The sequence below is a fragment of the Curtobacterium sp. 8I-2 genome (genome assembly GCF_902506155.1).
GTDB classification, from domain to species: domain Bacteria; phylum Actinomycetota; class Actinomycetes; order Actinomycetales; family Microbacteriaceae; genus Curtobacterium; species Curtobacterium poinsettiae.
The window spans coordinates 1,539,520-1,565,039 of the sequence record NZ_LR732827.1 but is presented as its reverse complement, the minus strand read 5'-3'; the positions used below and the strand labels follow the sequence as shown (position 1 = coordinate 1,565,039).

Sequence of the window (25,520 nt, the reverse complement as noted above, 5' to 3'; positions counted from 1 at the left end):
CGGGGGGCGGGGCGGCCAACGGAGGGCCCGACGTGTTCCATCGGGCCATCATCGACAGCACGGACGGGTGCTGGCGAGCAATCGGAATGCACGGCACCTGCGATGCGATGCGATCGGCTCGACCACGCTGCGAAACACGGAACTCGGAGTGCGAACTGCTGGCGATCGGCGAACCCGCCCGCCCACAGTTGCTCGATGCCAGCCGAACGACCGACCTTCACCGGCGTCCAGGTGCTGCGGTTCGTCGCCGCGCTCCTCGTCGTGTTCTCGCACCTGCCGACGTACCTGCACGCCCGTCTCGGCACACCCCTGGTCGACATCCCCGTCGGCCAGGTCGGGGTGACGGTGTTCTTCGCGATCAGCGGGTTCGTCGCGGTGCTCGTGACACAGCGGACCCCGAGGCCGACCTGGCGCGGGTTCCTCCGCCGTCGGCTGGTCCGCATCCTGCCGCTCGCGTGGGCGGTGATGACGATCAAGCTCGTCACGCTGCTGGTGGCCCCGCAGGCCCTGGAACGCGCGGCCACGTCACCGACGTACATCGTGTCGTCGTACCTGTTCCTGCCCGGCCGCGGCCCGAACGGCGTGGTCGAGCCGTTCTTCACGGTCACCTGGACGCTGTCGTTCGAGCTGCTGTTCTACGTGGTCGTCACGATCGCGCTCGCCACCCGCTCTGACCCCCTGCGGCTGGCGTCCGTCGTCTTCGTCGGGCTCGCGGTCGCCTCGGCGTTCCGCGGGCCGGACGGGTGGCCGACCTGGCAGTTCCACGCGAACCGCATCGTGTTGTGCTTCCTGGTCGGCATGGTGATCGGCCGGTGGGCGCTCGACCGCCGCACCCGGCTGGCACTGCTCCGGACCGCGGCGATCACCGCGATCTGGCTCGTGGTGGGCACCGTCGCGGGCGCGTCCGTGCCGAGCCTGCTGCTGTTGCCGCTCGCGGCCGCGGCGCTGGCGACGACGGTGGTGGGTGAGCCGCTCCTGCGTCGGTGCACCGGCACCGTCGGGCGGACGCTGGGCGATGCCTCGTACGCGCTGTACCTGACGCACCCGATCCTCGCACCGGCGACGGTGGCCGTGGTCGCCGCGGTCGTCTCCGCCCCCGCAGCGCCGATCGTCGCGGGCATCGCCGCACCGGTCGCCGCCGTGGCCGCCTCGGTCGTGGTGTGGTTCGCGGTCGACCGTCCGGTGATCCGGCGGCTCCAGCGTCGTCGGACCGCACCACCACGGACCCCACGCGCCGCGAGGCACCGGCTACCCGCCGGGTAGTGTCGTCCCGTGCGATGGAGTCGAGTGAACTGGCCCTCCGTTGGCTACGTCTCCCTCGAGGACTTCGACGGCCAGCGCGAACACGTGACCCGGTTGCTCGAGGACGCCCCTCCCACGGTCGCCGCGCTCCTGACGGTCAAGTGGACCGACTCGCGGATCGAACGCTGGATCGTGGAGTCCGCCGACGCCGTCGTCGATCCGGACGCCGACGAGGACGACGTGACGACCCCCGTCGACCTGCCGGGCCACGGTGTGCCCGACCCGGTCGTCGTGCACGCGGACATCGTGGTCCGCAACGACGAGGTCCTCGACACCCCGAGCGGCCTGTGGCGCCGCTGGAACCACGCCAGGGTGTCGCTCCGGCTCCGGGATGCCGTCATCGACCCGCCCGGGGTCGATCCCGCAGCGCTGCTCGCCGGTGACGCGCACGTCGCCCGGGGCGAGCTCGAGTACCTGAACGAGCACGACGCCTGGGAACTCCGGCTGCTGATCTCCCCCGTCGGCGAGGTCGCGATCCGGTTCCGTGGTGTCCGCGTGGCGATCCGGAGCGTCGCCGAGTCCGTGTACTCCGGCCTGGAGTCGCGCCCGGCACGCGGCTGGCACGGCCCGGTGCCGGACGGCTGGGTGGAGTGGACGACCGAGGTGGTCCGGGCCGCGGCCTACGGCGACCTCGGCGGGCTGCACCTGGCCGACGACGCGAGCGACGTCGACGACGTCGACCCCCGATGGGGCTTCGCCCCGCTGCACGCCGCCGCGTGGTTCGACCACCCCGAGATGCTCGAGGAGCTCCTGCGCCGCGGTGCGACCCTGCAGCTCGAGGACACCGAGGGGCGCACACCGCTGACGCTGGCGATCGACCGCGACGCGCGACGGGCGGTCGACGTGCTGGTGGCAGCGGGTGCCGACCTGGAGGCCCGTGACGGCGACGGCAACACCCCGATCATCCGCGCCGCGTGGGGCGGGCACGCCGCGATCGTGCGTGCCCTCGCCGCCGCGGGTGCGGACACCGCGGCGCGCGGCTCACGGGGCGCGACGCTGCTGATCGCGGCCGTCGACTCCGGCGACGTCGAGACCGTCCGTGCGGTGCTGGCGCAGGGCGTCGACCGCGATGCCGTGGACGACGAGGGCTCGACCGCTGCCGACCGCGCGGAGTTGCTCCGCGCGACGGCGGTGGCCGACCTGCTCGCCGCTGCCTGAGCGCCGTCCGCACCACGGCCCGTGGGCCGACCCGCGCCGGACGTGACGAAGCGCGGCGGACGGGAGCAGGGCCTCCCGTCCGCCGCGCGCTCGCGGGTCGACCGTCCTAGACGGTGACCTGCTCGACGGCGTTCGCCTGCGCGACGCGCCCGTACCAGCGGGCGGAGTCCTTCGGCGTGCGCTCGAAGGTCTCACGGTCCCACGCGACCAGCCCGAACGTCGGCCGGAAGCCCGACGCCCACTCGTAGTTGTCGAGGAGCGACCAGTGCTGGTAGCCGAGGACCTCGATGCCGTCCTCGATGCAGCGGTGGATGCCCTCGAGGGCGCCCTGCGTGTACGCCTGCCGACGGCTGTCGTCGGCGGTGGCGATGCCGTTCTCGGTGATCATCAGCGGGACGCCGCCGGAGAGCTCCCACGCGCTGCGGAGCCCGTCGGCCGAGGCTTCGGGGTAGAACTCCCAGCCGGTGAGGGTCGTCTCGACGTCGTCGGACACGGGCAGGGGCCCGTCCGGACCGATGAACGTGCGCGTGTAGGCCTGCACGCCCAGGAAGTCGTCGCCGGCGGCGTTCTCGAGGTACCAGTCGTCGCGCGGGTACCCGTACTCGCGGAGCATCGTGTCCGCGCCCGGCTCACCGTTGGACTTGAACGCCTGCGTCGCGATGGTCCACCCCGACCGGAGGCCCGACACCTGTGACAGGACCTCGCGCGACCGCTTGTGGCTGGCCAGCAGGGCGTCGGCGACGCCCAGGTCCGGGTTCGGCAGGCCGAAGGCCACCAGGTTGGCCGCGTCCTCGCCGCCGGCGAGCATGGCCGCGATGTTCGGCTCGTTGATCGTGCAGACGTAGCGGACGCCGTCCTGCACCACGGGGAGCGCGGCCTCGGTGTAGCGGGCGAACAGGTCGGCGGCATCGGGGGCGCGCCAGAAGCCGTCGCGTTCGAACCAGCGCGGCACGGTGAAGTGCATGAGGGTGACGATCGGCTCGATGCCGAACTCGTGGCAGGCGTCGACCATGCGGCGGTAGTGGTCGACCTCGGCGCGGCTGACGAACCCGCGCTCGGGCTCGATGCGGGCCCACTCGATGCTGAACCGGTACGAGTTCAACCCGAGCTCGGCGGCCATGCGGATGTCCTCGCGGTACCGGTGGTAGCTGTCCGCCGCGTCACCCGAGGGCTCGACGATGGTGGTGTCCGGCTCGTGCTCGTGCACCCACCAGTTGCTGTTGACGTTGTTGCCCTCGATCTGGTGGGCGGCGGTGGCGGCGCCCCAGAGGAAGCCGTCGGGGAACTGCAGCGTGGAGATGATGGTGCCTTTCAGTGCGTGTTCGAGTCAGTGCTGGCTCAGGAAGGCGTCGAAGACGGCGACCGTCCCGAGCGGATTCTCGACCTGGGGGCCGTGGTAGCTCGCGGGGATGACGACGTACTCGGCGCCGGTCTGCTCGGCCATCGCCCGCTGCCACGGGATCGGCCAGGCGTTGTCCCACTCGCCGTGGGCGACGAGGACCGGCAGGCCCGTGGCGCGCAGGGCGTCGGAGGCGTCGGTGTGGTCCTCGAGGATGTGGCCACCGGCGACGACGCTGAGCGGGCTCGTCGCGTCGAAGCGGTCGCGCACCATCCGGACGTCGTCGGGCAGCTCCTCGTCGGGCCGGTACGCCCAGAGCGGGTTCGTCGAGTCGAACAGCTGCCGGAGGTTCCCCCCGGTGTCGTGCAGGATCGTCAGCTCGGCGACCTTGCGGTACGGCCACCCGTGCGGGCCGGAGCAGAACTGCACGACGTCGCGGAACGCCGTCGGGTCCTGCAGCGCGGCCGCCCGGACGATCACACCACCGAGCGAGTGCCCGACCAGGTGCACGGGGGCGCCGTCGTCGAGCAGGCGCGCGACCCGGACGACGTCGGCCGCTTCTTCGTCGAGGGAGTAGTCCCGCGGCTCGGTCGGCGCGGCCGAGTCGGCCTGCCCACGCCGGCTGATCGCGACGGCGGTCCACCCGGCGTCGCGGAGGACGGGCAGGAACGTGCGCCAGTCCTCCTTCGAGCCGGTGTACCCGGGGACGATGAGCACGGTGCCCTTCGACACCCCCTCGGGCACGATCCGGTAGGCCGTGAGCCGCCCGACCGGGACGTCGATCCCGACGACGTCGACGCCGTCCGGGGTGGGCAGGTGCCCGAACGGCGGGACCGTCGGGAAGTCGTGCAGGGTGGTCATGGTCGTCCTTCCGAGAGCGTGCGGCGCGGGTTCGGCACGGCGTCGAGGAGGGCGATCGTGTACGGGTCCTGCGGGTCCTGCAGCACCTGGGCCGTGTGACCCCGCTCGACCACGGCGCCCTCGTGGAGCACCATGATGTCGTCCGTGATGAGCCGCGCGCTCAGCAGGTCGTGCGTGATGTAGAGGAGCGAGACGCCCCACTGCTCGCGGAGGTCCTCGAGCAGTGCGAGCACCCCGGCACGCAGCGTCACGTCGAGCATCGACACCGGCTCGTCGGCGATGATCACCTGCGGGTCGCTCGCGAGTGCCCGGGCGATCACCACGCGCTGCCGCTGCCCGCCGGAGAGCTGGTGCGGGAGCTTCTGGGCGAACTGCTCGACCGGGGTGAGCCCCACCGTCTCGAGCAGCTCGAGCACCCGGCGCCGGGCATCGCGGCCGGTCAGCCCGGTGTAGTTCGCGATCGGCCGGGACAGCGTGTACTCCACCGTGTGCAGCGGGTTGAGCGCCGAGTACGGGTCCTGGAACACCATCTGCACCTCGGAACGCAGGTCCCGCAGGCCGCGCTTGCCGAGGCGGGCGACGTCGAGGTCACCGAACCGGACCGTGCCGGTGGTCGGCTTCTCGACCCCGGTGAGCAGCTTCGCGATGGTCGACTTGCCCGAACCGGACTGGCCGACCAGGGCGAGCGACTGCCCGGGTTCGAGGGTGAACGACACGTCGCGCACGGCCTGCACCGGCTGCTCACCGCGGCGGGGCGCCGGGTAGGTCTTCACGATGTGGTCTACGACGATCGGGTTGCGGGCAGCGCTGCGCTCGCGGGACCCGACGGTGCTGAACGACGAGGTCGTCTCCTGGCGCTTCTCGCCGGCCTCGGCGCGGAGCGAGCGGTCCGGGAAGCCCGGCAGCGACACCACCTCGGCGCGGGGGTCGGCGTAGTGCGACAGGAGCATCTGCGTGTACTCGTCCTGCGGGTCGCGGAGGATCTCGCGGGAGCCGCCGTCCTCGACGATGCGGCCCTCGTGCATCACGAGGACGCGCTCGGTGGCCTCGAGGACGATGCCGAGGTCGTGGCTGATCAGGATCGCCGTGAAGCCCTCGGTGCGCTGCAGCTCGATGATCGTGTCCATCACGGCGTGCTGCACGAGCACGTCGAGCGCCGTCGTCGGCTCGTCGAACACCATGAGCTGCGGCTCGAGCGAGAGCGCCAGGGCGATGGACACGCGCTGCCGCATACCGCCGGAGAGCTCCCCGGGGAACCGGGCGAGCATCGAGGTCGGCAGCTTCACCTTCTCGATGAGCTCCTTCATCCGGGCGTCCCAGCGGTCGCGCGACACGTGGCCGTGCGCCCTGAAGACGTCGATGAAGTGGTTCCGGATCGTGCGCACCGGGTTGAGCGCGTTCATGCCGGACTGCAGCACCATGGCGAAGCCGCCCTGCCGCTGCTGGCGCAGGGCTTCGTCGTCGAGGTCGCGGATGTCCTTGCCCGCGAAGACGATGCTGCCGCCGTTCGTGCGCGCCGGCGGCTTCTGCAGCCGGGTCAGCGCGTAGCCGAGCGTCGACTTGCCCGAACCGGACTCGCCGACCAGGCCGACGAACTCGCCCTTCTGTAGCTGGAACGACACGTGGTCGACGGCCTGGACGGCGCTCTGACCGGCCGATTCGTAGACGACCGACAGGTCGCGGACGTCGAGCAGGACGGAGGCGTCGCCTTGGTCGTGACGGGCGTCGGACTGGAGGCCCGTGGCGGCGCCGGTGGGCGCCTCCAGGCCGTCTGCCGGGTGCGTTTCTGGCAAGCCGCTCATGCGCGCTTCTCCTTACGGGGCCGTGCGCCGTCGCGCAGCCGCGGGTTGGACACGGCGTCGACGCCGAAGTTGATCAGGGTGAGGCTCATCGCCAGCAAGGCGATGCAGAGACCCGGCGCGAAGAGCAGGATCCACTGCCCCGTGAGGAGCGCGTTCGAGTTCTGCGCCCAGTAGAGGATCGTGCCCCAGCTGACGATCGACGAGTCGCCGAGTCCGAGGAACTCGAGGCCCGCCTCGGCGAGGATGGCGCTGGTGGCGGCCCCGAAGAAGCTGCCGACGATCAGGCTCGTCATGTTCGGCAGGATCTCGCGGAACACGATGCGGGTCGCGCCCTCACCGGAGAACTGGGCGGCGGTGACGAAGTCCCGACCGCGCAGCGACTGCGTCTGCGAACGGAGCACACGCGCACCCCACGCCCAACCGGTCACGACGATGACCGCGATGATCACCGCGATGCCGCCGTTCTGCAGGTAGGCGGCGATGACGATCATCAGGGGCAGACCCGGGATGACGAGGAACAGGTTCACGATGAACCCGATGACCTCGGCGATCCAGCCGCGGACGTAGCCCCAGCTGAGGCCGATCGCGACGGCGACGAGCGTGGACAGGATGCCCGCGACCGCGCCGACCATGACCGAGATGCGAGCGCCGTAGATGATCTGGGACAGGACGTCCTCGCCGGCGGCGGTGGTGCCCATCCAGTGGTCGGGCGTCGCGTCGGCGGACCGGGCGAAGCCGTTCTGGCTGGCGCCGTACGGGGCCAGGAGCGGGGCGAAGACCGCCACGAACACGAAGACGCCGAGGATGATGATGCCGATCCGGGCCTTCTTGTTCGACCAGACGACGCCGAACTGGCGGGCGGCGGCGCGGAGCTTGCTCGGCGCCTGCTGTTCTTCGTTGGGTGCGTTCTCTTGTGTGCGCACCGACACGGTTGCGTTGGTCATCGACGCGTCCTCGGGTCCAGAACGCCGTACATGACGTCCACGATGAAGTTGGCGATGAGCACCGACACGGTGATCATCAGGAAGAGGGCCTGCATGAGCGGGTAGTCCTGCCCGATCACGGCGTTGAACAGCAGGTAGCCGATGCCCGGGTAGCCGAAGACCTGCTCGACCAGGACGGAACCGCCGACCACGCCACCGAGCGCCAGACCGAAGCCGGTCAGGTTCGGCAGGATCGCGTTGCGGGCCGCGTAGCGGATGGCGACGGTGCGTCCGCGGAGGCCGTTGGCCTCGGCGAAGGTCACGTAGTCGTCACCGAGGGTGTTGATCATCGCGTTGCGCATGCCGATGATCCAGCCGCCGAGGCTCGTCACCAGGATCGTGACCGCCGGCAGCACCGCGTGTTGCAGGGCGTCGCCGAAGAAGGCACCGTTCAGGCCGGGCGTCGTCGTGGCCGAGTAGGCACCCGTGGTCGGGAACCAGTGCAGCACGTAGCCGAGGAAGAACAGCAGCAGCAGGGCGGTCCAGAAGTACGGGAACGTCGACATGAAGCTGCCGGACAGGGTCGGGAGCGAGTCGAGCCAGGTACCGCGCTTCCACGCTGCCGCGACACCGATCAGGGTGCCGAGGACGAACGCCAGGATCGTGACGACCCCGACGAGGATCAGCGTGTACGGCAGGGCCTTCGACACGAGGTCGCCGACGGGCTGCGGGTAGAAGGTGTAGCTCGTCCCGAAGTCGAGGGTGATGACCTGGTGCAGGTAGCTGACGTACTGGTCCCACAGGTTGCCGGTCGGTACCCCGAGCTGGGCCTCGATGGCCTTCTTGGTGGCGTCGGTGACCGGACCGTTCTGGCTGAGCTTCGCGAGTGCGGCGTCGGCCGGGCTGCCGGGCATCAGGCGCGGGAGCACGAAGTTCAGCGTCACCGCGGCCCAGAGGGTCAGGACGAAGAGGACGAGTTTCTGGAGGATGTACTTCACTTCTGGTCCTCCTGCGCCTTCTGCTCCTGCAGGATCTGCTTGCCGGCGGCGCTGTCGCGCAGCCGGAGCTTCGTGAAGATGAGCAGCGGTGCCGAGTCGTAGTTCTGCGGTGCCATGTAGGGGTCCTTCGCACTCGGCCAGCCGACGAACTTGCCGGTGTTGAACAGGCCCCAGAGCCCGCCGTAGTACATGCCGATGACGGGGAGCTCGTCGTACACGGTCTGCTGCAGCTGGTCGAGGATCTCCTGCTGCTTCGCGGTGTCCGTCGTCGCCTTGTACTCGTCGAGGAGCTTCTGGGTGTCGGCGTTCTTGTAGCGCTCGTAGTTGTTGACGGTCGACTTGCCGACCGGCTGGTAGAACTCGGTGCTGAGCAGGGAGTTGAACGCCTGGTAGACGTCACCGTTGCCCATGCCGCCCATCGCCATGTCGAACTCGCCGTTGTTGATGTTCTGCTGGTAGCCGGCGGGCTGCGGCGCCTGGATCGTCACCTTGATGCCGATGGCGGTGAGTTCGCGGCGGACCTCCTGCGCGGCGCGGAGCCAGTCGGAGTAGCCGTTCGCGGTCATGATCGTGATCGCGAGCTGCTTGCCGTCCTTGACGACCTTGCCGCCCTGCACCGAGTAGCCGGACTTCTCGAAGCTCGCGAGCGCCGCCTTCGTGTCCTGGGTGATCATGCCCTTGTCGGGGATGTCCGGGTTGAGGTAGCGCTCCTGGTTCGGCAGGATCAGGCCGGTCTGGCCCGCCGCCGACAGGTTGCCCTCGGACGCGGTCTCGGCGATGGCGTCACGGTCCAGCGCGAGCGAGATGCCCCGGCGGACGTTGACGTCGCTGTACGGCGCCTTCGTGAGGTTCGGGATGAGGCCGATCACACCGCCGGCCGGGAACCACCACTCGTTCGTCTTCGACGCGGCACCCCAGGTGCCCTTGACGTCGGAGATGAACGAGTACGCCCAGTCGTAGCCGCGGGTGACGGTGTCGAGCTGGGTGTTCGTCGCCGGCAGGATGAGGTGCTTGATGGCGATCTTGTCGGCCTGCCAGTACTTCGGGTTCTTGTTCATCGAGTACTGCTGGTCGGTGTAGTTGCCGAGCACGAACGGCCCGGTGCCGACGGGGTTCGGGTCACGCCAGGTCGTCGGGTCCTTCACGCCGCCCCAGTGGTCCTCGCCCAGGATGTACGTCTGGCCGATGATCGTCAGGCTCGGGACGTCCTCGCTCTTGAGGTGGAAGACGACGTGGTCACCGTCCTGCTCGATGCTCTTGATGTGCTGCCAGGCGCCCTTGACGTCCATGGCGGGGAACTTCTTGAGCAGGTCGAAGGTGAAGACGACGTCCTTCGCGCTGAAGGACGAACCGTCGGACCACTCGACACCCGAGCGGATCGTCATGTCGATGGTCTTCGCGTCGGGCTGGCTCCACGCGCTGGCGAGCCACGGGTTGCGCTTGCCGTCGAGGGGGTTCACCTCGATGAGGGGCTCGTACATCCACTTGGAGGCCGTGCGGGCGTTCGCGATGTACGGGTTGAAGTTGCGGTCGAACAGCGGGTTGCCGCGGTCCGCGTTGATGAGCATCGTGTCCTTGCCGATGGTGGGATCGGGTTCGGATCGGACCTGGATGCTGCAGCCGGTGGCCACGAGGGCCACTGCGGCGAGGCCGGCGATGGCCGCGACGAGGCGGCCTCGGCGGCGTGGGCCTGGGTCACGCGTGCCGCGCGTGCGCTGTGGGGGAAGCGTCATTGCTCGGTCGACCTCCATGTCGATTCGGTACGTGCTCAATGTATGCGCTTACATCGTGGCGTGCAACCGCAGGTGTTGTTTCGCGGGGCGGCGCACGGTGCGAGGTGCGCCGACTGGTGCGAGGTTGCCCGCTCCGTGCACTGCTACGGGCTCGCACGGGGCGCGGAAGGTCGCACGGGATGCGCAACGCCGCACGGTGCGACCTTGCGACCTCGCGACCTCGCGACCTCGCGACGGCACGCACGCTACAGCGCGGGCGGGCAGCTCTCGCGCAGCAGCACCTCGACGGGCAGGCGCACGGCGCGCGGCGGCCCCTCGCGGCGCTCCAGCCGGTCGACGATCGCCAGGACCGCAGCACGACCGAGCGCCCCCATCGGCTGGTGCACCGTGGTCAGGCGCGGCGACGAGAACCGACCGGCGTCGATGCCGTCGAACCCTGTCACGACGAGGTCCTCCGGCACGCGGAGCCCGCGGGCAGCGGCGGCGTCGAGCACCCCGAGCGCGGACTGGTCGTTCGAGCAGACGACGGCGCGCGGGACGACGTCGGACAGCAGCGACACCGCGAGCTCCCGCGCCCGGGCCCTGCCGAAGTCACCGTGCACCGTGCGCACCGCCGAGGCCGGCACCCCGTGGTCGGCCAGCGCTGCCCGGAACCCCGCCGAGCGCTCCATGTCGTCGGGCGAGTCGATCGGGCCCGCGACGTACGCGAGGGACCGGATCCCCAGGCGCCCGATCACGTGCGACGCCAGGGTCCGCATGCCCGCGGCGTTGTCCACGCTCACCGAGTCGAACCCGTGCGAGCGCCGGTCGTCGGCGAGCACCACCACCGGGATGCGTCGGGCGACGTGCTCGAGCAGGTCGTCGGGCACCGTCTGCGCCAGCACGGCGAGCCCGTCGACCCGGCCGGCGACGTCGTTCACGATGACGTCGCGCGACGACCCCCGGCCGGCGGCGACCATGAGCGCGAGCCCCCGCTGCCAGGCCTCGGTCTCGGCGCCGCGCAGGACCTCGTCGAAGTACAGGTTGGACGAGAACGGCTGGGTCACGTGGCGTCGGTCGTCGACCACGCGGACGCCACCGTCGGTGACCAGGTCCGGCCGCTCGTCGGGCACCACGTCGAAGCCGGGCAGCAGCAGTCCGACGACGCCGGTGCGTTTGCCGGCGAGGGCCCGGGCGTTGCCGGACGGGACGTACCCGAGGCTCCGGATCGCTGCCTGCACGCGGTCCCGGGTGCCCTCGCGGACGGCGTCGGGCGTGCGGAGCACACGCGAGACGGTGGCGATGGAGACGCCGGCTGCAGAGGCGACGTCGTAGACCGTGGGGGGTGCGGTGCGCTGGTCGGCCAACCCGTGCCTCCCGTCCGACGTCCGCTGGTGCCGCGCCTCGACCGTGCGGCCGGACCATCCTAGGCATGCCCTGTACCGGGAGTTCTCCACACGGTGCCGGAAACGCTTGCGGGACAGCGGGGGTCGCGCGACACTGTTCCGACCTCAGTACGTCCCGTGAGGAAGCGCACCGGCGGGCCGCGGGCCCGCACCGACCAGGTTGCCCACACGCAGGGGAAGGACACGACATGTCACAGTCGACACGTTCCGGGAGCAAGCTCGCACTCCGCGCGAGCCACGACGAGGCCGAGGTGCGCGACGCGCTGCTCGAACGCACGGATTCGATCCGCACGTTCGACGACGCCGACGCGTCGCCCGAGTCGGCGGACCGACCCTAGCGGCCCACGCCGGGTCTCCCCCGCCACGGCCAGGAGGCCCGGCGCGCCGCCCAAGCGCAGCCCGCGTCAGCGCTCGGTCGCGCCCACGATCGTCATGCCCGCCCCGCGCAGGCGTCGGCGCTCCTGCGCGATCCAGCTCAGCAGTCGGTCGTTGGTGCCGGCGACGTGGGCGGCCACGAGCTCCGCTGCACGGTCGGCGTCGCCGTCGCGCACGGCGTCGATGATGGCGCTGTGCTCGTCCCATGCGGCGTCGCGCGCCTCGGGCGTGCGGACCTCGATCCAGCGCGTGCGCTCGAGTCGGGTCAGGGCATCGGCGATCGCATCGGTGACGAACCGGTTGCCGCCGAGCGCGGCGAGGTCCAGGTGGAACGTCGACCCCATCCGGATGCCGGCCTGCTGGTCGGGGGTGGGACGGAGGGTGTCGAGGTGCCCGCGGACCTCGGCGAGCTGCTCGGCGGTGGCGCGCTCGACGGCGAGCCGTGCGGCGGCGGGTTCGAGGATGCCGCGGAGTTCGGCGAGCGAGGCGATCTCGTCGAGGTCGATCGGGGTGACCGTCCACGAACGACCCTCGTGCAGGATGAGCCCCTCACGCTCGAGCCGCGACAGTGCGGCGCGGACGGGCGTGCGCGAGGCGTGGAACCGTGCTTCAAGCCCACGCTCCGAGATGCGCTCCCCCGGTGCGATGTCGAGGGTCAGGATGGCTGCGCGCAGGTTGTCGTAGAGCTGGGCCGTCTGCGACACGGGTGCGTCGTCGGTCGGGTCGGTCACGGCGGACAAGCCTAGCGGCGGAGCGGCCGGAATGGTATACCGTTGTGGTATACCAATTCGTTCCGTGCTGGAACGACGACGAACGGCCGAGACGCATGCCCACGACCGACGCCCCGCAGCGATGCACCACGACGCCACCGGTCTCCGCCCGCGCCTGGACGATGCTCGCCCTCGGGGTCGCGGCCCAGGCGGCGGGGACGCTCGTGGTGTCCGCGCCGGCGCTCCTCATCCCGCACCTGCTCAGCCGCGGGACGTCCCTGCCGGCCGCCGGGCTGCTCGCCGCCGCTCCGACGTTCGGCATGGTCCTGACACTCATCGCGTGGGGTGCGATCACCGACCGGTTCGGCGAGCGCATCGTCATCGCCGGTGGGCTCGTGCTCACCACACTGACCGTCGTCGGCGCCTGGCTGGCCGCGGGCGACCCGGTGCTGCTCGGGCTGGCGTTCCTGGCCGGCGGCATGACGAGTGCCTCGACGAACGCCGCGAGCGGCCGGGTCGTGGTGGGGTGGTTCCCGAAGGAGCGCCGCGGGCTCGCGATGGGCATCCGGCAGATGTCGCAGCCGCTCGGGGTGACGCTCGCCGCGGTGACGGTGCCGCAGCTGGCCGAGGGCTCGGGGATCCGTGCGGCCCTGGTCCTGCCGATCGTGCTGTGCGCCGTGCTCGCGGTGTGCTGCGCGATCGGGATCTCGGACCCGCCCCGTCCGACCCGTGCCGCGGTGTCCACGGCGACCGCCAACCCCTACCGCTCGAGCGGGTTCCTGTGGCGGGTGCACGCGGTGTCGGTCCTGCTCGTGGTGCCGCAGTTCACCCTGTCGACGTACGGGCTCGTCTGGCTCGTGGGCCTCGGGTGGTCGACACCGGCGGCCGGCCTGCTGGTCGGTGCCGCGCAGTTCGTCGGGGCGATCGGCCGGATCCTGGTCGGCGGCTGGAGCGACCGGGCCGGGTCGCGCGTCGGCCCCCTGCGGATCGTCGCGGTGAGCGCGGCGGTGGTGATGGCGGTGCTCGCGGTCGTCGACGCCACGCACCTGGCCGGGGCGGCGGTGTTCCTGGTGCTCGCGACGAGCGTGACGGTCGCCGACAACGGGCTGGCGTACACGTCCGTCGCCGAGGCGGCGGGGCCGTTCTGGTCGGGGCGGGCGCTCGGGGCGCAGAACACCGGGCAGTTCATCGCGGCGAGCGCCGTCGGTCCGGGCATCGGCGCCCTGGTCGGCGCGCTCGGCTTCGCGGCGTCGTTCGGCATCGTGGCGGTGCTCCCGCTGCTGGCCGTCCCGCTGGTGCCCCGCCGAGACCGCTCCCACGACTGACCGTCCGCGCGACGCAACGCGATCGACCCCCTCCGTCCGCTCCGCCCCTCGCGCTCGTCAGCCCTGTTCGTGGTCCGCACGCTCGGGGTCGTCCTGGGATTCCCGGCGGCGGTCCTGCATGAGCTCCTTCGTCCGGAGCAGACGCAGCGCCGTCACGAGCACCAGCCCACCGAGGACGTTGAACAGCAGCGTGTACCCGAACCAGCCGAGCCACTGCCCGTAGGTGATGTCCGCGCCCGACTGGATCGCACCGAAGACGAGCAGCGAGTCGAGGATCGAGTGGAAGAGCTGCAGCCCGGCGAGCAGGAAGCCTCCGGCCACGGCGGCGACGAGCTTCGCGGGGTCCGAGTCGGTGCCCTGCTGCATCCGCGTCATCAGGGTGATGGTGCTGCCGCCCAGGACCGCCAGCACGATGCTCTGCAGCCCGAACGGCGCGTCGACGTAGTGGTGCGCCGACTCCGACAGCGTGGCGTGCCACTGCGGGAACGCCTGGACGACGAGCCACATGAACACCCATCCACCGGCGAGGTTCGCCACGAGGGTGCCGCCCCACAGTCGCACGAGCTGCAGCACGGTCCCCTCGCGGGCGACCACGGCCGCGACCGGCATCAGGAAGTTCTCGGTGAAGAGCTCGCTGTGCGCCAGGTGCAGCGCGATGAAGCCGATGCCGAAGGCCAGCCCGGCGAGCAGGTGGCTGTCGGTCTCGGTGAGCACGGCGAGGTACGCCATCACCCCGAGACCGACCTCGAGGCCACCGAAGAACCCCGTGACGAGGACGGCCCGGGCCGTTCGTTGCAGCCGCTCCGCGCCCTCCTCGATGGTCGCGTCGAAGGACTCCGCGAGTTCGTCCTCCACGGGTGCGTCGCTGGTGCCGAGCTCACGTCGGCGGTCGTCGGTCATGGCGGGGACGCTATACGCGGCCGTCGTGGCGGCCCGCAGGATCGCGCCGAGACGGACGGGAGGCCCGGTACCAGCTGGCACCGGGCCTCCCGTCCGTCGTCCGGTCACCGCTCAGGCGGCCGGCACCGCCGGTCCCACCGGCCACCGCAGCAACGCCGCGGCGGGCGCACCGTTCGGCAGCGACGCGGCGTTCACGAGCAGCAGCTCCGCGTCGGTGAGGGCGACCGCCCGGACGATCGCGCACACGGCCGGCACCGGACCGATGGCCGGCGCACCCGCCGCCTGCTCGGGTGCCGTGGCGATCCACGGCGCCGATCCCAGCGCGAGCAGGGTGCGGTCGCCGATCGCGGCGGCGTCGATCGCGACGACCGAGGCCTGCGCCTGCTGCAGCGCCTCGACGACAGATCCGAGGCCGGTGACCGTCTGGTTGTCCCCGCGGCCGACGTGGGTGCGGAGCAGGTCCTCGAAGTCGTGCCGGCGGGTCGCGATGACCCGGGCGAGCGCGATGTCGACGTGCTCGACGAGCGCGGTCTCCGACGCGTCCGGCGCCCGGGGGTCGACCGGGACCTCGGACACGACGGCTCGAGCCTCGGTGGACAACTGGTCGAGCAGGAGCCCCCGTGCACGGATGTCCCCCGCCACGACGATGAGCTTCGGCTGCAGCCGCCGGAAGGCCTCGTCGACGGACGTGGCGACCTCGTTCTGGTTGTCGCGCCAGATCTCCTCGGTGTGGTGCTGCCACCGCAGGTGCGACCAGCCGCCGCCCTGGAACTTGTGGAGCGTGTCGGTGCGGCCCTGCACGCGCTGCTCGTCGCGCCGGTCCGGCACGTCGGCGTGGCCGAGACGGTAGGCGCGGTGGCCACCGCCCTCGCGACCGACCTCGACGATCAGGAACGGCAGGTCGAGCGGCCGGTGCGCCAGGAGCGGCAGCAGGTCGGGCACGGGGTCGTGGCCGATCGACGTCGGGGCGTGCATCGGACCGGGCAGGACCTCGCTGAGCACGAGTTCGCCGTCGTGCACGAGCACGTACCGGCTGACCGGCGCGGGCACCCCGGGCGTCTCCTCGAGTTCGGCCATCACCGTGTCGATGACCTCGGCGTCCGCCCCGGCCGACCGCAGGACGTCCTCGGCCTTCCGGCGCTGCAGGGCTGCGTGGTGCTGCGGGTCCTCACGGTCACCGGACGCGTCGACGTAGGCCCACGTCCAGGTGCCCCCGCGCTTCAGGCGTTCGGCGATCCCGGACTGCAGGTGCGGCGCGTCATTCTGCGTCAGAGCCATCGGTGCTGCCCTCCCTGGTCTCGGTGCGGTACACGGTCGCGTCGGCTCCGTCGCCCTCGCCGGGGGGCAGCGGGTCGGCCCGGTCGGCGTCGTCCTCGGGGAGCACGTCGGTGGTGTCGTCCTGCAGCTCGCCCTCGAGCTCGCCGTCGTAGCCCGACGCGGCGACGGTCTCCGGGCCGTCGGTGTCGTCGGGGACCGGCTCGGACTGCCGGAACTCCTCGACGTGGGCGTTGCTGCCGTGCCCCTGGACGATGCTCTGCGCCTCGTGCGCGAGCTGCTCGTCGAGTTCGGGGCGATGGGTGGTGTTCCCGCGTTCGGTCATCGCTTCTCCTCCCGGTCGTGCCGCCGGCGGCCTTCGCCGTCCGGGGCGTCGGTGTCTGCTCTGTGACCCCACGGTCCGCGCCCGGGCCTGGGGCCGTTCCAAGGTGCGCCGGGAACGCGCAGTGTCGGTACGGTCACGAAACCACAACGGCATTCGGTTCTGTGGTTGGGTGTGGGCAACCCCGATCAACGACGAACGGAGTGCGGCAATGGCGCCACCACAACGACCGATCACGAGACGACACCTGTTGGGCTTCGGCCTCGGTACGGCGGCGGCGGGGCTCCTCGCCGGCTGTGCGGTCCCGGGCTCGACCAACGTCAACAAGGCGGCCCTCGTGCCCGCCGCGGCCTCGGGTGAGACCGTCCAGCTCACCTACTGGGCCTGGCTCAAGGACCTGCAGAAGGTCTGCGACGTCTGGAACAAGACACATCCGAAGATCCAGGTGTCGGCGAACTGGATCCCCGGCGGCAACAGCGGCGGGTACCAGAAGATGTACTCGGCGCTCGCGGCCGGCGGTGGCCCGGACATCGGGCAGGTCGAGCTGCGGCAGATCCCCGAGTTCATGCTCGCCAACGGCCTGGTCGACCTGGCCCGGTACGGCGCGAAGGACTTCCAGTCGAAGTACGACGAGGCCGCGTGGGCGCAGGTGTCGTTCGTCGACGGCATCTACGGCATCCCGCAGGACACCGGCCCGATGGGCTTCTACTACCAGACCGCGCTGCTCGAGCAGGCCGGCGGCGAACCCCCGACGACGTGGGACGAGTGGCGTGACCTGGCCGACAAGGTCCGGAGCACCGGCAAGCAGAACTACCTCGAGGTGTTCCCGGTCGCCGACGCCTCACCCTTCGCCGCGTACGCACAGCAGGCCGGTGCGCGCTGGTTCAAGGTCGACGGCGACGAGTGGGTCGTCGACATGACCGACGACAAGACCCTGATGGTCGCCGACTTCTTCGACGGCGTGATCGACGACAAGCTCGTCGACACGAGCGCCGGCGCGTACTCCCCCGGGTGGTACGCCGCGGCCGCGAGCGGCAAGATCGCCGCGGTCACCAGTGCGAGCTGGGGTGACGCGCTCATCGAGTCGGTGCAGGGCGGCGAGGGCAAGTGGAAGGTCGCCCCGATGCAGAAGTGGGGCGCCGACGGCTTCGGCTCGAGCGCCATCGGCGGTTCGACGGCCGCGGTGCTGGCGAACGCGAAGCACCCGCGGGAAGCGCTCGAGTTCATCACGTGGATGACCACCTCGAAGGAGGGCATCGACGCGATGATCAAGTACTGCGGCATCGGTTGGTCGCCCGCGGTCGACTACATCGGGGCGCAGCGCGAGAAGCCGTCGAAGTGGTTCTCCGGCCAGAACTACAACGAGGACGTCTTCGTGCCGGCCTCGAAGGAGCAGAACATCGACTGGTCCTGGTCCCCGGTGACCCAGTCGGCCTTCACCAGCCTGCAGAACCAGTTCCGCCGCAAGATCACCTCGGGCCTGAAGCTCAGTGACGCCGTGGAGCTCGCCCAGCGGGAGATCGTCCAGTCCTTCAAGGACAAGGGCCTCAGCGTCAGGACGGCACGATGACCCAGCAGACCACCACCCCACGGACCACCGGTCGACCGGCCGGCAGTACCCCCGCGTTCCGCACGAGCACGAAGGCCACGAGCGCGCAGAAGCGTGCCCCGTGGATCCTGCTCGCCCCGTTCCTGGCCCTGTTCCTGCTGACGTTCGTCATCCCGATCATCAGTGCCCTGTTCCAGTCGTTCACCACCGTCGACCGCGAGGGCCTGTTCGGCGAGGACGGTGTGGTCGGCCGGTTCGCGGGGTTCGACAACTACGTGATCGCCCTGCAGGACAGCGGGTTCGTCGCATCGATCGGCCGCATGCTGCTCTTCGGCATCGTCCAGGTCCCGGTGATGATCATCGCCTGCACGATCCTCGCGCTGCTGCTCGAGTCGGCGAGCGCCCGCTGGCCGGGCTTCTTCCGGGCGGTCTACTTCATGCCCTACGGCGTCCCCGGGGTCATCGCCACGATCCTGTGGTCGTTCCTGTACGTGCCCGGTCTGTCGCCGATCGTGTCGCTGCTGCAGTCGATGGGGCTGCAGCCGGACTTCCTCGGCGCCAACAGCGTGCTGTGGTCGATCGCGAACATCGTCACGTGGACGTACACCGGCTACAACATGCTCATCATCGTGGCGCAGCTGAAGTCCATCCCCGGCGAGGTCTACGAAGCCGCGAAGGTGGACGGCGCCAACGCGTTCCAGGTCGCGTGGCGGATCCAGATCCCGCTCATCGCCCCGGCCCTGGTGCTCACGACGGTGTTCTCGATCATCGGCACGCTGCAGCTCTTCGCGGAGCCGCAGATCCTGTCGACGGTCGCCCCGGCGATCGACACCGAGTACACGCCGAACTACGCCGCGTACACGAACGCGTTCGCGTTCAACGAGTACGGCGTCGCGAGTGCGCAGGCGGTCATCATCGCCCTGGCCGCGTTCATCCTGTCGTTCACGTTCCTCGCGCTGACGAACCGTCCACCCAAGGACGAACGCGACCGACGCAAGCGCGCACGGCGCGACGGCCGGGAGGCCCGCACCGCGCTCCAGACGCGCGCTGCGGCGGGCAGCACGGTCACCACCCAAGCCGACCCGGGCCTCCAGGCCGGTCGCGTCGCGACCACCGAAGGGACTGACCGATGACATCCACGGAATCGACCTCGAAGGTGTCCCTACCGGATGTCCCTCAGTCGCAGGCTCCTTCGGCGCTGGCGTCGCGGAGCCGCTGGCGCGTCTCCCAGAGCTCCAGCGCGCGCCGGAAGCTCGACCGGTCCCCACGCTCGCAGATCGTCGTCACGGGGATCCTCGTCGTCGTCGCGCTGTACTTCATCGTCCCGCTGTACTGGGTCGTCATCGCGGCGACGAAGACCACGGGCGCGCTGTTCTCGACGAACGGGTTCTGGTTCGGCGGCGAGTTCGCGCTCTGGAGCAACCTGCAGCAGGTGTTCACCTACGACGGCGGCATCTTCGTCCGGTGGATCGCGAACAGCATCCTGTACTCCGGCGTCGGTGCGGTCCTGGCGACCTACTTCGCCGCGGCCGGCGGGTACGCGCTGGCGAAGTACGACTTCCGGGGGCGCCAGTTCGTGTTCGGCACGATCCTCGGCGGCGTGCTCGTGCCGGGGACCGCGACGGCGCTGCCGCTGTTCCTGCTGTTCTCGACCATGGGGTTGACCGACACGTACTGGAGCGTGCTCATCCCGAGCCTGGTGTCGCCGTTCGGCCTGTTCCTGTGCCGGGTGTACGCCGCGGCGTCGGTGGACACGACCCTGCTCGAACAGGCACGCATCGACGGCGCCGGTGAACTGCGGATCTTCCACACCGTGGTGCTCCGGCAGATGACCCCCGCGCTCGTCACCGTGTTCCTGTTCCAGGTGGTCGGGATCTGGAACAACTTCTTCCTGCCGCTCATCATGCTGGCAGACCAGAAGCTGTACCCGATAACACTGGGTCTGAACAACTGGCGCTCGCAGGTCGACCGCCTGCCGGAGTTCTACCAGCTCACCACCGGCGGGGTGCTCGTCTCGGTCATCCCGCTCGTCATCGCCATCATCGTCCTCCAGCGCTTCTGGCGTGGAGGCCTCACGGAAGGATCGGTCAAGGGTTGACCCACTCCGCACTCTCGTCCACCGCACCCGGCTCCGACTCGCGGCTGGCACCCCGTGCCTGGCTGCACACCGACGCCCCGTCCCTGTCGCTGAACGGGGACTGGCGGTTCCGGTGGTCGCCCGTCGCCTCGGTCTCCGAGGACTTCGCGACCGAGGGTGGGGAGGACGACGACCCGGCCTGGGGCGAGCTCCCGGTGCCGTCGCACTGGGTACTGCACGGCCACGGTGCGCCGAGCTACACGAACCTGCAGTACCCGTTCCCGATCGACCCGCCGCACCCGCCGGAGGAGAACCCGACCGGGGACCACCGCCGCACGTTCGAGCTGCCGTCGTCGTTCGACGCCGCCGGCCGGGTGCTGCTGCGGTTCGACGGGGTCGAGTCGCACTTCCGGGTGTGGCTGAACGGGACGCTCGTGGGCTGGTCGACGGGCTCGCGCCTGGCGACCGAGTTCGACGTCACCGACCTGGTGCGGCCGGGAGCGAACGAGCTCGCGGTCCGGGTGCACCAGTGGTCGGCGGCGTCCTACCTGGAGGACCAGGACCAGTGGTGGCTGCCCGGCATCTTCCGCGACGTCACGCTGCTCGCCCGCCCCACGGCGGCGATCGACGACGTGTTCGTCCAGGCCGGCTGGCAGGCGACGCTCGGCACGGCTGCATCGGCGGGCACCGCGGCGTCGGGGCGCCCGGAGACGGGGACCGGCACGATCACGTTCCCGACGCTCGACGCGGTGTTCCCGGTGCGGTTCGCGGTGCCCGACCTGGGCCTCGACGTGACCTGGGCAACGGCCGACGACGTCGCACCGATCGAGGTCGAGGGCGTCGAGCCGTGGAGCGCCGAGCTGCCGAAGCTGTACGACGCGACGCTGTCGACGGGCACCGACGCCGGCGGTACCGCCGGCGGCGAGGCCGTCTCGCTCCGGCTCGGGTTCCGCACCGTGTCGATCGTCGGCGACCGGTTCCTGGTGAACGATGAGCGCGTGGTGTTCCACGGCGTGAACCGGCACGAGACCCACCCCGTGCGCGGCCGGGTGTTCGACGAGGAGCACGCCCGCGCCGACATGGCGCTGATGAAGCGGCACAACGTCAACGCCATCCGCACCTCGCACTACCCGCCGCACCCCCGCGTGCTCGACCTGGCCGACGAGCTCGGGTTCTGGGTGGTGCTGGAGTGCGACCTGGAGACCCACGGGTTCCTGTTCACCGACTGGGTCGGCAACCCCTCCGACGACCCGGCGTGGGCCGAGGCCTACCTCGACCGCATCGCCCGCACCGTCGAGCGCGACAAGAACCACGCGTCGATCGTGATGTGGTCGCTCGGCAACGAGTCCGGCACCGGCCGGAACCTCGCGGCGATGTCGCAGTGGGTGCACGACCGCGACGCGGAGCGCCCCGTGCACTACGAGGGCGACTACACGGGCGAGTACACCGACGTCTACTCGCGGATGTACCCGACGCTGCAGGAGACCGAGTCGATCGGCGGCGGCACCCCGACGCCCCTGCTCGGCTGCGGCCCGGCCGAGGCGGCGCGCCAGAAGTCGAAGCCCTTCATCCACTGCGAGTACGTGCACGCCATGGGCAACGGCCCCGGGCAGATCGCCGAGTACGAAGCCCTGGTCGACCGGTACCCGCGGCTGCACGGCGGGTTCGTGTGGGAGTGGCGGGACCACGGCCTGCTCGCGAAGACACCCACCGGCGAGGACTACTACGCGTACGGCGGCGACTTCGGCGAGGTCGTGCACGACGGCAACTTCGTGATGGACGGCCTGGTGCTGCCCGACGACACCCCGACCCCGGGGCTCGCCGAGTTCGCGGCCGTCGTGGCCCCGATCCGCCTGGCGGTCTCGGACACCACGGTGCTGGTCGAGAACCGGTACCACTCGGCCTCGACCGCCGGGCTCCGGCTCTGCTGGACCCTGTCGCGGAACGGCGTCGTCGAGGCCTCGGGGCGCCTGTCCACGGGCATCGTCGCCGCACGTGCGTCGGCGACGGTCCCGGTGCCCGCGGAGGTGCTCGACGCGGCCACGTCCGAACTCGCACCCGGCGACGAGCTCTGGTTCGACCTGACCGTGGAACTGGCGGGGCCGACCGCGTGGGCGGACACCGGCCACGTCGTCGCACGCACCCAGCGGCTCGTCGCGGCGCGCGCGGCGGACGCACCACGGGCCTCCAGGCAAGGGTGGGACGGCGACCACCTGGGCGACGGCACGTTCAACGCGCGCGGTGACCTGGCGTCCTGGAAAGGCCACGAGGTGGCCGGGCCCCGCCTGGAACTCTGGCGCGCACCGACCGACAACGACAGCCTGGCGTCACAGGGCGGCTACGAGACCGCGGACCCGGTGCTCACGCACGGTGTCGGCGACCCGACGGCTCCCCCGTCGGCGACGCGCTGGCGCGATCGCGGGCTGGACCGGCTGACGCACCGGCTGGTGTCGGTGTCGCGCACCGACACCGGTCTGGAGCAGCACGTGCGCGTCGCGGCGGCGAACAGCGGGTGGGGCCTCGAGGTCACGCACCGCTGGACCCTGACGTCCGACGGGCTCGTGCTGCAGACCGACGCCGTGCCGTTCGGCGCGTGGGACGTCACGTGGCCGCGGATCGGGGTGCGATTCGACCTGCCGGCGTCGCTGGCGGACGGGGACGCAACCTGGTTCGGGACCGGACCGCTCGAGTCGTACGCCGATTCCTCGCACGCTGCCCGGGTCGGGCGGTTCACCGCGCCGGTGCGGTCGCTCGGGGTGGAGTACTCGCGGCCGCAGGAGACCGGGCACCGGCCCGACCTGCGTTCGTTGTCCGTCGGGCCGTTCACGGTGTCGACCGTTGGGTCGCACCGTGCGGGGTTCACCCTGTCGCCGTGGACCGCGCAGCAGATCGACCGCGCCGAGCACCCGTACGAGCTGCCGACGTCGGACCACCTGTACCTGTACCTCGACGCCGCGCAGCACGGGCTCGGCAGCCGGGCGTGCGGGCTCGACGTGCTGCCGGAGCACCAGCTCTGGCCGCAGGCGTTCAGTTGGAGCGTGCTGCTGGGCTAGGCGGGGTCGGCTCTCGCAAAACACCGGTGTTCGCACGTTGCACACCCGCATCCCGCGGCGTGCAGTGTGAACACCGGTGTTTTGCGTGTGGGCCCTACGCGCCGGCGGATAGGGCGCGCAGCGCCTCGGGGTCGCTCGCGTTCAGGAAGTCGGTCAGGCGCTCAGCCTCGCCCGGCTCCTCGATCGCCTCGGCCGCACGGCGCAGGGCGAACAACGCCCGCAGCACGCCACGGTTGGGGCCGTGCGACCACGGCACCGGGCCGACACCGCGCCAGCCGGCCTTGCGCAGGGCATCGAGCCCACGGTGGTACCCGACACGGGCGTACGCGTAGGACTCCAGGGTCGCGCCGCGCGCCCACGCCTCGTCGGCGAGCAGCGCCCACGCCAGGCTCGACGACGGGTGGGACACCACCACGCTGGCGACGGGGGCGTCCGCCTCGATCGCGGCGGTCACCTCCGGCTCAGCGGGCAGCAGGGTCTCGGGGTTCGACGACGGGGTCGGCAACAGGTTCTCCGGCATGCCCCCAGCCTGTCATCCCTTGCGGCTGCCCGTGTCACGGGATTACCGTAGGGTCACCTCGTCGTCATCGCGGGGCCGCCGGGGCGGGAGACCGACCGGCGGAACGGATGGCGGACACGGGGGTCCCCCGACGGAAGCAGACGGATTGCTGTCGATCACCGGTACCGCTCAGCCCACGCGCTGACACCGTGATCGCGCGCCCCGTCGGGCGCTCCACCGCACCGCGGTGGCCTCGGTGTCGTGCGCCCAGCATCGACACCGGGAGACACCTCCATGCCCACCAGTCCGTCCGTCGTCCTGCACGACGTCACCTTCGCCTGGCCCGACGGCACCGTCGCGCTCGATCACCTCACCGCTGCCTTCGGCCGTGGCCGGACCGGCCTGGTCGGGAGGAACGGGGCCGGCAAGTCCACGCTGATCCGGCTCGCGACCGGCCGGCTCCACCCCACGTCGGGCAGCATCGCGACGTCGGGCCCCGTCGACCACCTGCCGCAACGACTCTCCCCACCGGCACGGCCTGATCGCCGCTGGCGCGTCGATCAGGAACCGGCGGCGTGGGCCCACGCCAGCGCGGACGACACCGTCGCCGACCTGCTCGGCATCCGGCCCACACTCACCGCGCTCCGGGCCGTCCTGGCCGGGGACGCCACGGCCGCACAACTCGAGGCAGTCGGCGACGACTGGGACCTGGAGGAACGGGCCGCCGCGGTGCTCGACCGGGTCGGGCTCGACGGCACCGACCTCGACCGGCCGGTGTCGACGCTGTCCGGCGGGCAGTCCGTGCTCGTCGCCGTCGCCGGGGTGCGGTTGCGCGCGCGACCGATCGTGTTCCTGGACGAGCCCACGAACAACCTGGACCGTCGGGCCCGCGGGCTGCTCCTCGACCTGGTCGACGACTGGCGCGGAACGCTCGTGCTCGTCAGCCACGACCGGGAACTCCTGGAACACGTCGACGAGACCGTGGAGCTCCGCGCCGGGTCGATGACCGTGTTCGGCGGGACCTTCAGCGCGTTCGAGGAGCACCTCGCCGTGCAGCAGGCGGCCGTCGAGCGCGAGGTCCGGGTCGCCGAGCAGCGGCACCGTACCGAGAAGCGGCAGCGCATCGAGGCGGAGACGAAGATCGCCCGTCGTGCCAAGGCGGGCGAGAAGGCGGGCCGCTCGATGCCGAAGATCCTGGCGAACGAGCAGCGGAAGAAGGCGCAGGAAACCGCCGGTCGTCTGCGCGTCGGGTACGCGGACGACGAAGCTGCCGCACTTGCGTCCAAGCGTGAGGCCGAACTCCGTCTGCGCGACGACGAGTCGATCCACGTCACCCTGCCCGACCCGGACGTGCCGGCATCGCGTCGGATCGCCACCGTGACCGTCCGCGGACGGGACGTCATCGTGCAGGGGCCGGAGCGGATCGCCGTCACCGGGGACAACGGCGTCGGCAAGTCCACGCTGCTCGAGCAGCTCGTCGGCGACCCCGCGGCCCGGGAGCACCCGCTGCCGGCGACCACGGCCGTCGCCCACGTCGACCGGATCGCGTACCTGCCGCAGCGGAAGGACAGCCTGGACGACACCGTCACGGTGCTCGACAACGTGCGCCGGGATGCCCCGCACGTGCCCGTCGCCGAGGTCCGGAACCGGCTGGCGAAGTTCCTGGTGCGCGGCGACACCGTCGGCCGTCCGGCCGGGGACCTGTCCGGCGGGGAGCGGTTCCGGGTTGCGCTGGCTGCCCTGGTGCTCGCCGACCCGCCGCCGCAGCTGCTCGTGCTCGACGAGCCCACGAACGACCTCGACCTGACGAGCGTCGACCAGCTCGTGGACGCGCTGCGGGCCTACCGAGGTGCACTCGTCGTGGTGAGCCACGACGAGACGTTCCTGGAACGGCTCGAGCTCGACGAACGGATCGAGCTGCGGTGACCCGTCGA

At 71.1% G+C, this 25,520-nt stretch carries 20 protein-coding genes and 1 pseudogene; 9 read left to right on the top strand and 12 right to left on the bottom strand.

Going from position 1 to position 25,520, the window contains the following annotated elements; translation table 11 throughout:
• The first annotated feature begins 195 nt into the window (after positions 1-195).
• Entirely contained in the window at positions 196-1,263 is a 1,068-nt protein-coding gene (locus tag BOSE127_RS11270; protein WP_071250591.1) for an acyltransferase family protein, read from the top strand.
• Between the two features lie 9 nt (positions 1,264-1,272).
• Positions 1,273-2,460, top strand: coding sequence for an ankyrin repeat domain-containing protein (locus BOSE127_RS11265; RefSeq protein WP_139179648.1), 1,188 nt, complete (start codon positions 1,273-1,275; stop codon positions 2,458-2,460).
• A 106-nt stretch (positions 2,461-2,566) separates the two neighbouring features.
• Here BOSE127_RS11265 and BOSE127_RS11260 read toward each other — a convergent pair whose 3' ends face one another.
• From BOSE127_RS11260 to BOSE127_RS11230, 7 genes are all read right to left on the bottom strand, one after another.
• Positions 2,567-3,763 carry a family 1 glycosylhydrolase gene (locus BOSE127_RS11260; protein WP_139179649.1) on the bottom strand — a complete coding sequence of 399 codons (1,197 nt, stop codon included), beginning with the start codon at positions 3,761-3,763 and terminating at the stop codon, positions 2,567-2,569.
• Positions 3,764-3,787: 24 nt separating this feature from the next.
• Positions 3,788-4,660: an alpha/beta fold hydrolase gene (locus BOSE127_RS11255; RefSeq protein ID WP_071250596.1), complete on the bottom strand. Its 873-nt coding sequence runs from the start codon at positions 4,658-4,660 to the stop codon at positions 3,788-3,790.
• A complete protein-coding gene (locus BOSE127_RS11250; RefSeq protein WP_017886393.1) occupies positions 4,657-6,462 on the bottom strand; it encodes an ABC transporter ATP-binding protein in 1,806 nt (601 codons plus the stop codon). Before BOSE127_RS11250 ends, BOSE127_RS11255 begins: the two co-directional genes overlap by 4 nt.
• Positions 6,459-7,406, bottom strand: coding sequence for an ABC transporter permease (locus BOSE127_RS11245; RefSeq protein WP_017886394.1), 948 nt, complete (start codon positions 7,404-7,406; stop codon positions 6,459-6,461). The genes BOSE127_RS11250 and BOSE127_RS11245 overlap by 4 nt, the downstream gene beginning before the upstream one ends.
• A complete protein-coding gene (locus tag BOSE127_RS11240; protein ID WP_017886395.1) occupies positions 7,403-8,383 on the bottom strand; it encodes an ABC transporter permease in 981 nt (326 codons plus the stop codon). The genes BOSE127_RS11245 and BOSE127_RS11240 overlap by 4 nt, the downstream gene beginning before the upstream one ends.
• Complete coding sequence (locus BOSE127_RS11235) at positions 8,380-10,116, bottom strand: ABC transporter substrate-binding protein (RefSeq protein ID WP_228499456.1); 1,737 nt, start codon at positions 10,114-10,116, stop codon at positions 8,380-8,382. The genes BOSE127_RS11240 and BOSE127_RS11235 overlap by 4 nt, the downstream gene beginning before the upstream one ends.
• 245 nt (positions 10,117-10,361) lie before the next feature.
• Positions 10,362-11,462, bottom strand: coding sequence for a LacI family DNA-binding transcriptional regulator (locus BOSE127_RS11230; RefSeq protein ID WP_031259366.1), 1,101 nt, complete (start codon positions 11,460-11,462; stop codon positions 10,362-10,364).
• A 227-nt stretch (positions 11,463-11,689) separates the two neighbouring features.
• Here BOSE127_RS11230 and BOSE127_RS11225 point away from each other — a divergent pair, with 227 nt between their 5' ends.
• Positions 11,690-11,839 carry a hypothetical protein gene (locus BOSE127_RS11225; RefSeq protein ID WP_017886398.1) on the top strand — a complete coding sequence of 50 codons (150 nt, stop codon included), beginning with the start codon at positions 11,690-11,692 and terminating at the stop codon, positions 11,837-11,839.
• A gap of 66 nt (positions 11,840-11,905) precedes the next feature.
• Here the strand turns inward: BOSE127_RS11225 and BOSE127_RS11220 are convergent, their stop codons facing one another.
• Entirely contained in the window at positions 11,906-12,607 is a 702-nt protein-coding gene (locus BOSE127_RS11220; RefSeq protein WP_235045662.1) for a GntR family transcriptional regulator, read from the bottom strand.
• 95 nt (positions 12,608-12,702) lie between these two features.
• On the opposite strand from BOSE127_RS11220, the gene BOSE127_RS11215 reads away from it, so the two are divergent.
• Entirely contained in the window at positions 12,703-13,911 is a 1,209-nt protein-coding gene (locus BOSE127_RS11215) for an MFS transporter (protein WP_159557216.1), read from the top strand.
• 57 nt (positions 13,912-13,968) lie between these two features.
• Here the strand turns inward: BOSE127_RS11215 and BOSE127_RS11210 are convergent, their stop codons facing one another.
• The 3 genes from BOSE127_RS11210 to BOSE127_RS11200 form a co-directional block, all read right to left on the bottom strand.
• Positions 13,969-14,811, bottom strand: a complete 843-nt coding sequence (locus BOSE127_RS11210) for a formate/nitrite transporter family protein (protein WP_159557214.1) — start codon at positions 14,809-14,811, stop codon at positions 13,969-13,971.
• 111 nt (positions 14,812-14,922) lie between these two features.
• Positions 14,923-16,089, bottom strand: coding sequence for a baeRF2 domain-containing protein (locus BOSE127_RS11205; protein ID WP_159557212.1), 1,167 nt, complete (start codon positions 16,087-16,089; stop codon positions 14,923-14,925).
• Positions 16,070-16,411, bottom strand: coding sequence for a hypothetical protein (locus BOSE127_RS11200; RefSeq protein WP_159557210.1), 342 nt, complete (start codon positions 16,409-16,411; stop codon positions 16,070-16,072). Before BOSE127_RS11200 ends, BOSE127_RS11205 begins: the two co-directional genes overlap by 20 nt.
• A gap of 208 nt (positions 16,412-16,619) precedes the next feature.
• Between BOSE127_RS11200 and BOSE127_RS11195 the strand changes: the two genes are divergently transcribed.
• The 4 genes and pseudogenes from BOSE127_RS11195 (at position 16,620) to BOSE127_RS11180 (ending at position 23,087) form a co-directional block, all read left to right on the top strand.
• A complete protein-coding gene (locus BOSE127_RS11195) occupies positions 16,620-17,978 on the top strand; it encodes an extracellular solute-binding protein (protein ID WP_031259368.1) in 1,359 nt (452 codons plus the stop codon).
• Positions 17,975-18,925 (top strand): annotated as a pseudogene (locus BOSE127_RS11190) (carbohydrate ABC transporter permease); the annotation flags it as partial. The gene BOSE127_RS11195 and the pseudogene BOSE127_RS11190, both read left to right, overlap by 4 nt.
• A 161-nt stretch (positions 18,926-19,086) precedes the next feature.
• Positions 19,087-20,055 (top strand): carbohydrate ABC transporter permease, encoded by a 969-nt coding sequence (locus BOSE127_RS11185; protein WP_042538649.1) that lies wholly within the window; start codon positions 19,087-19,089, stop codon positions 20,053-20,055.
• Positions 20,052-23,087, top strand: coding sequence for a glycoside hydrolase family 2 TIM barrel-domain containing protein (locus BOSE127_RS11180; protein WP_159557208.1), 3,036 nt, complete (start codon positions 20,052-20,054; stop codon positions 23,085-23,087). Before BOSE127_RS11185 ends, BOSE127_RS11180 begins: the two co-directional genes overlap by 4 nt.
• A 94-nt stretch (positions 23,088-23,181) precedes the next feature.
• Here BOSE127_RS11180 and BOSE127_RS11175 read toward each other — a convergent pair whose 3' ends face one another.
• On the bottom strand, positions 23,182-23,607 hold the full coding sequence (locus BOSE127_RS11175) for a DUF3151 domain-containing protein (RefSeq protein WP_071250612.1): 426 nt from the start codon (positions 23,605-23,607) through the stop codon (positions 23,182-23,184).
• Positions 23,608-23,880: 273 nt separating this feature from the next.
• On the opposite strand from BOSE127_RS11175, the gene BOSE127_RS11170 reads away from it, so the two are divergent.
• Positions 23,881-25,512: an ABC-F family ATP-binding cassette domain-containing protein gene (locus BOSE127_RS11170; RefSeq protein ID WP_159557206.1), complete on the top strand. Its 1,632-nt coding sequence runs from the start codon at positions 23,881-23,883 to the stop codon at positions 25,510-25,512.
• Positions 25,513-25,520: the final 8 nt, after the last annotated feature.

What these genes read in the sequence shown, in the direction of transcription:
- BOSE127_RS11270 (WP_071250591.1), top strand. Translation starts at nt 196, where the DNA reads ATGCCAGCCGAACGACCGACCTTCACCGGCGTCCAGGTGCTGCGGTTC.
- BOSE127_RS11255 (WP_071250596.1), bottom strand. Translation starts at nt 4,660, where the DNA reads ATGACCACCCTGCACGACTTCCCGACGGTCCCGCCGTTCGGGCACCTG.
- BOSE127_RS11250 (WP_017886393.1), bottom strand. Translation starts at nt 6,462, where the DNA reads ATGAGCGGCTTGCCAGAAACGCACCCGGCAGACGGCCTGGAGGCGCCC.
- BOSE127_RS11245 (WP_017886394.1), bottom strand. Translation starts at nt 7,406, where the DNA reads ATGACCAACGCAACCGTGTCGGTGCGCACACAAGAGAACGCACCCAAC.
- BOSE127_RS11235 (WP_228499456.1), bottom strand. Translation starts at nt 10,116, where the DNA reads ATGACGCTTCCCCCACAGCGCACGCGCGGCACGCGTGACCCAGGCCCA.
- BOSE127_RS11225 (WP_017886398.1), top strand. Translation starts at nt 11,690, where the DNA reads ATGTCACAGTCGACACGTTCCGGGAGCAAGCTCGCACTCCGCGCGAGC.
- BOSE127_RS11215 (WP_159557216.1), top strand. Translation starts at nt 12,703, where the DNA reads ATGCCCACGACCGACGCCCCGCAGCGATGCACCACGACGCCACCGGTC.
- BOSE127_RS11210 (WP_159557214.1), bottom strand. Translation starts at nt 14,811, where the DNA reads ATGACCGACGACCGCCGACGTGAGCTCGGCACCAGCGACGCACCCGTG.
- BOSE127_RS11205 (WP_159557212.1), bottom strand. Translation starts at nt 16,089, where the DNA reads ATGGCTCTGACGCAGAATGACGCGCCGCACCTGCAGTCCGGGATCGCC.
- BOSE127_RS11200 (WP_159557210.1), bottom strand. Translation starts at nt 16,411, where the DNA reads ATGACCGAACGCGGGAACACCACCCATCGCCCCGAACTCGACGAGCAG.
- BOSE127_RS11195 (WP_031259368.1), top strand. Translation starts at nt 16,620, where the DNA reads ATGGCGCCACCACAACGACCGATCACGAGACGACACCTGTTGGGCTTC.
- BOSE127_RS11185 (WP_042538649.1), top strand. Translation starts at nt 19,087, where the DNA reads ATGACATCCACGGAATCGACCTCGAAGGTGTCCCTACCGGATGTCCCT.
- BOSE127_RS11175 (WP_071250612.1), bottom strand. Translation starts at nt 23,607, where the DNA reads ATGCCGGAGAACCTGTTGCCGACCCCGTCGTCGAACCCCGAGACCCTG.
- BOSE127_RS11170 (WP_159557206.1), top strand. Translation starts at nt 23,881, where the DNA reads ATGCCCACCAGTCCGTCCGTCGTCCTGCACGACGTCACCTTCGCCTGG.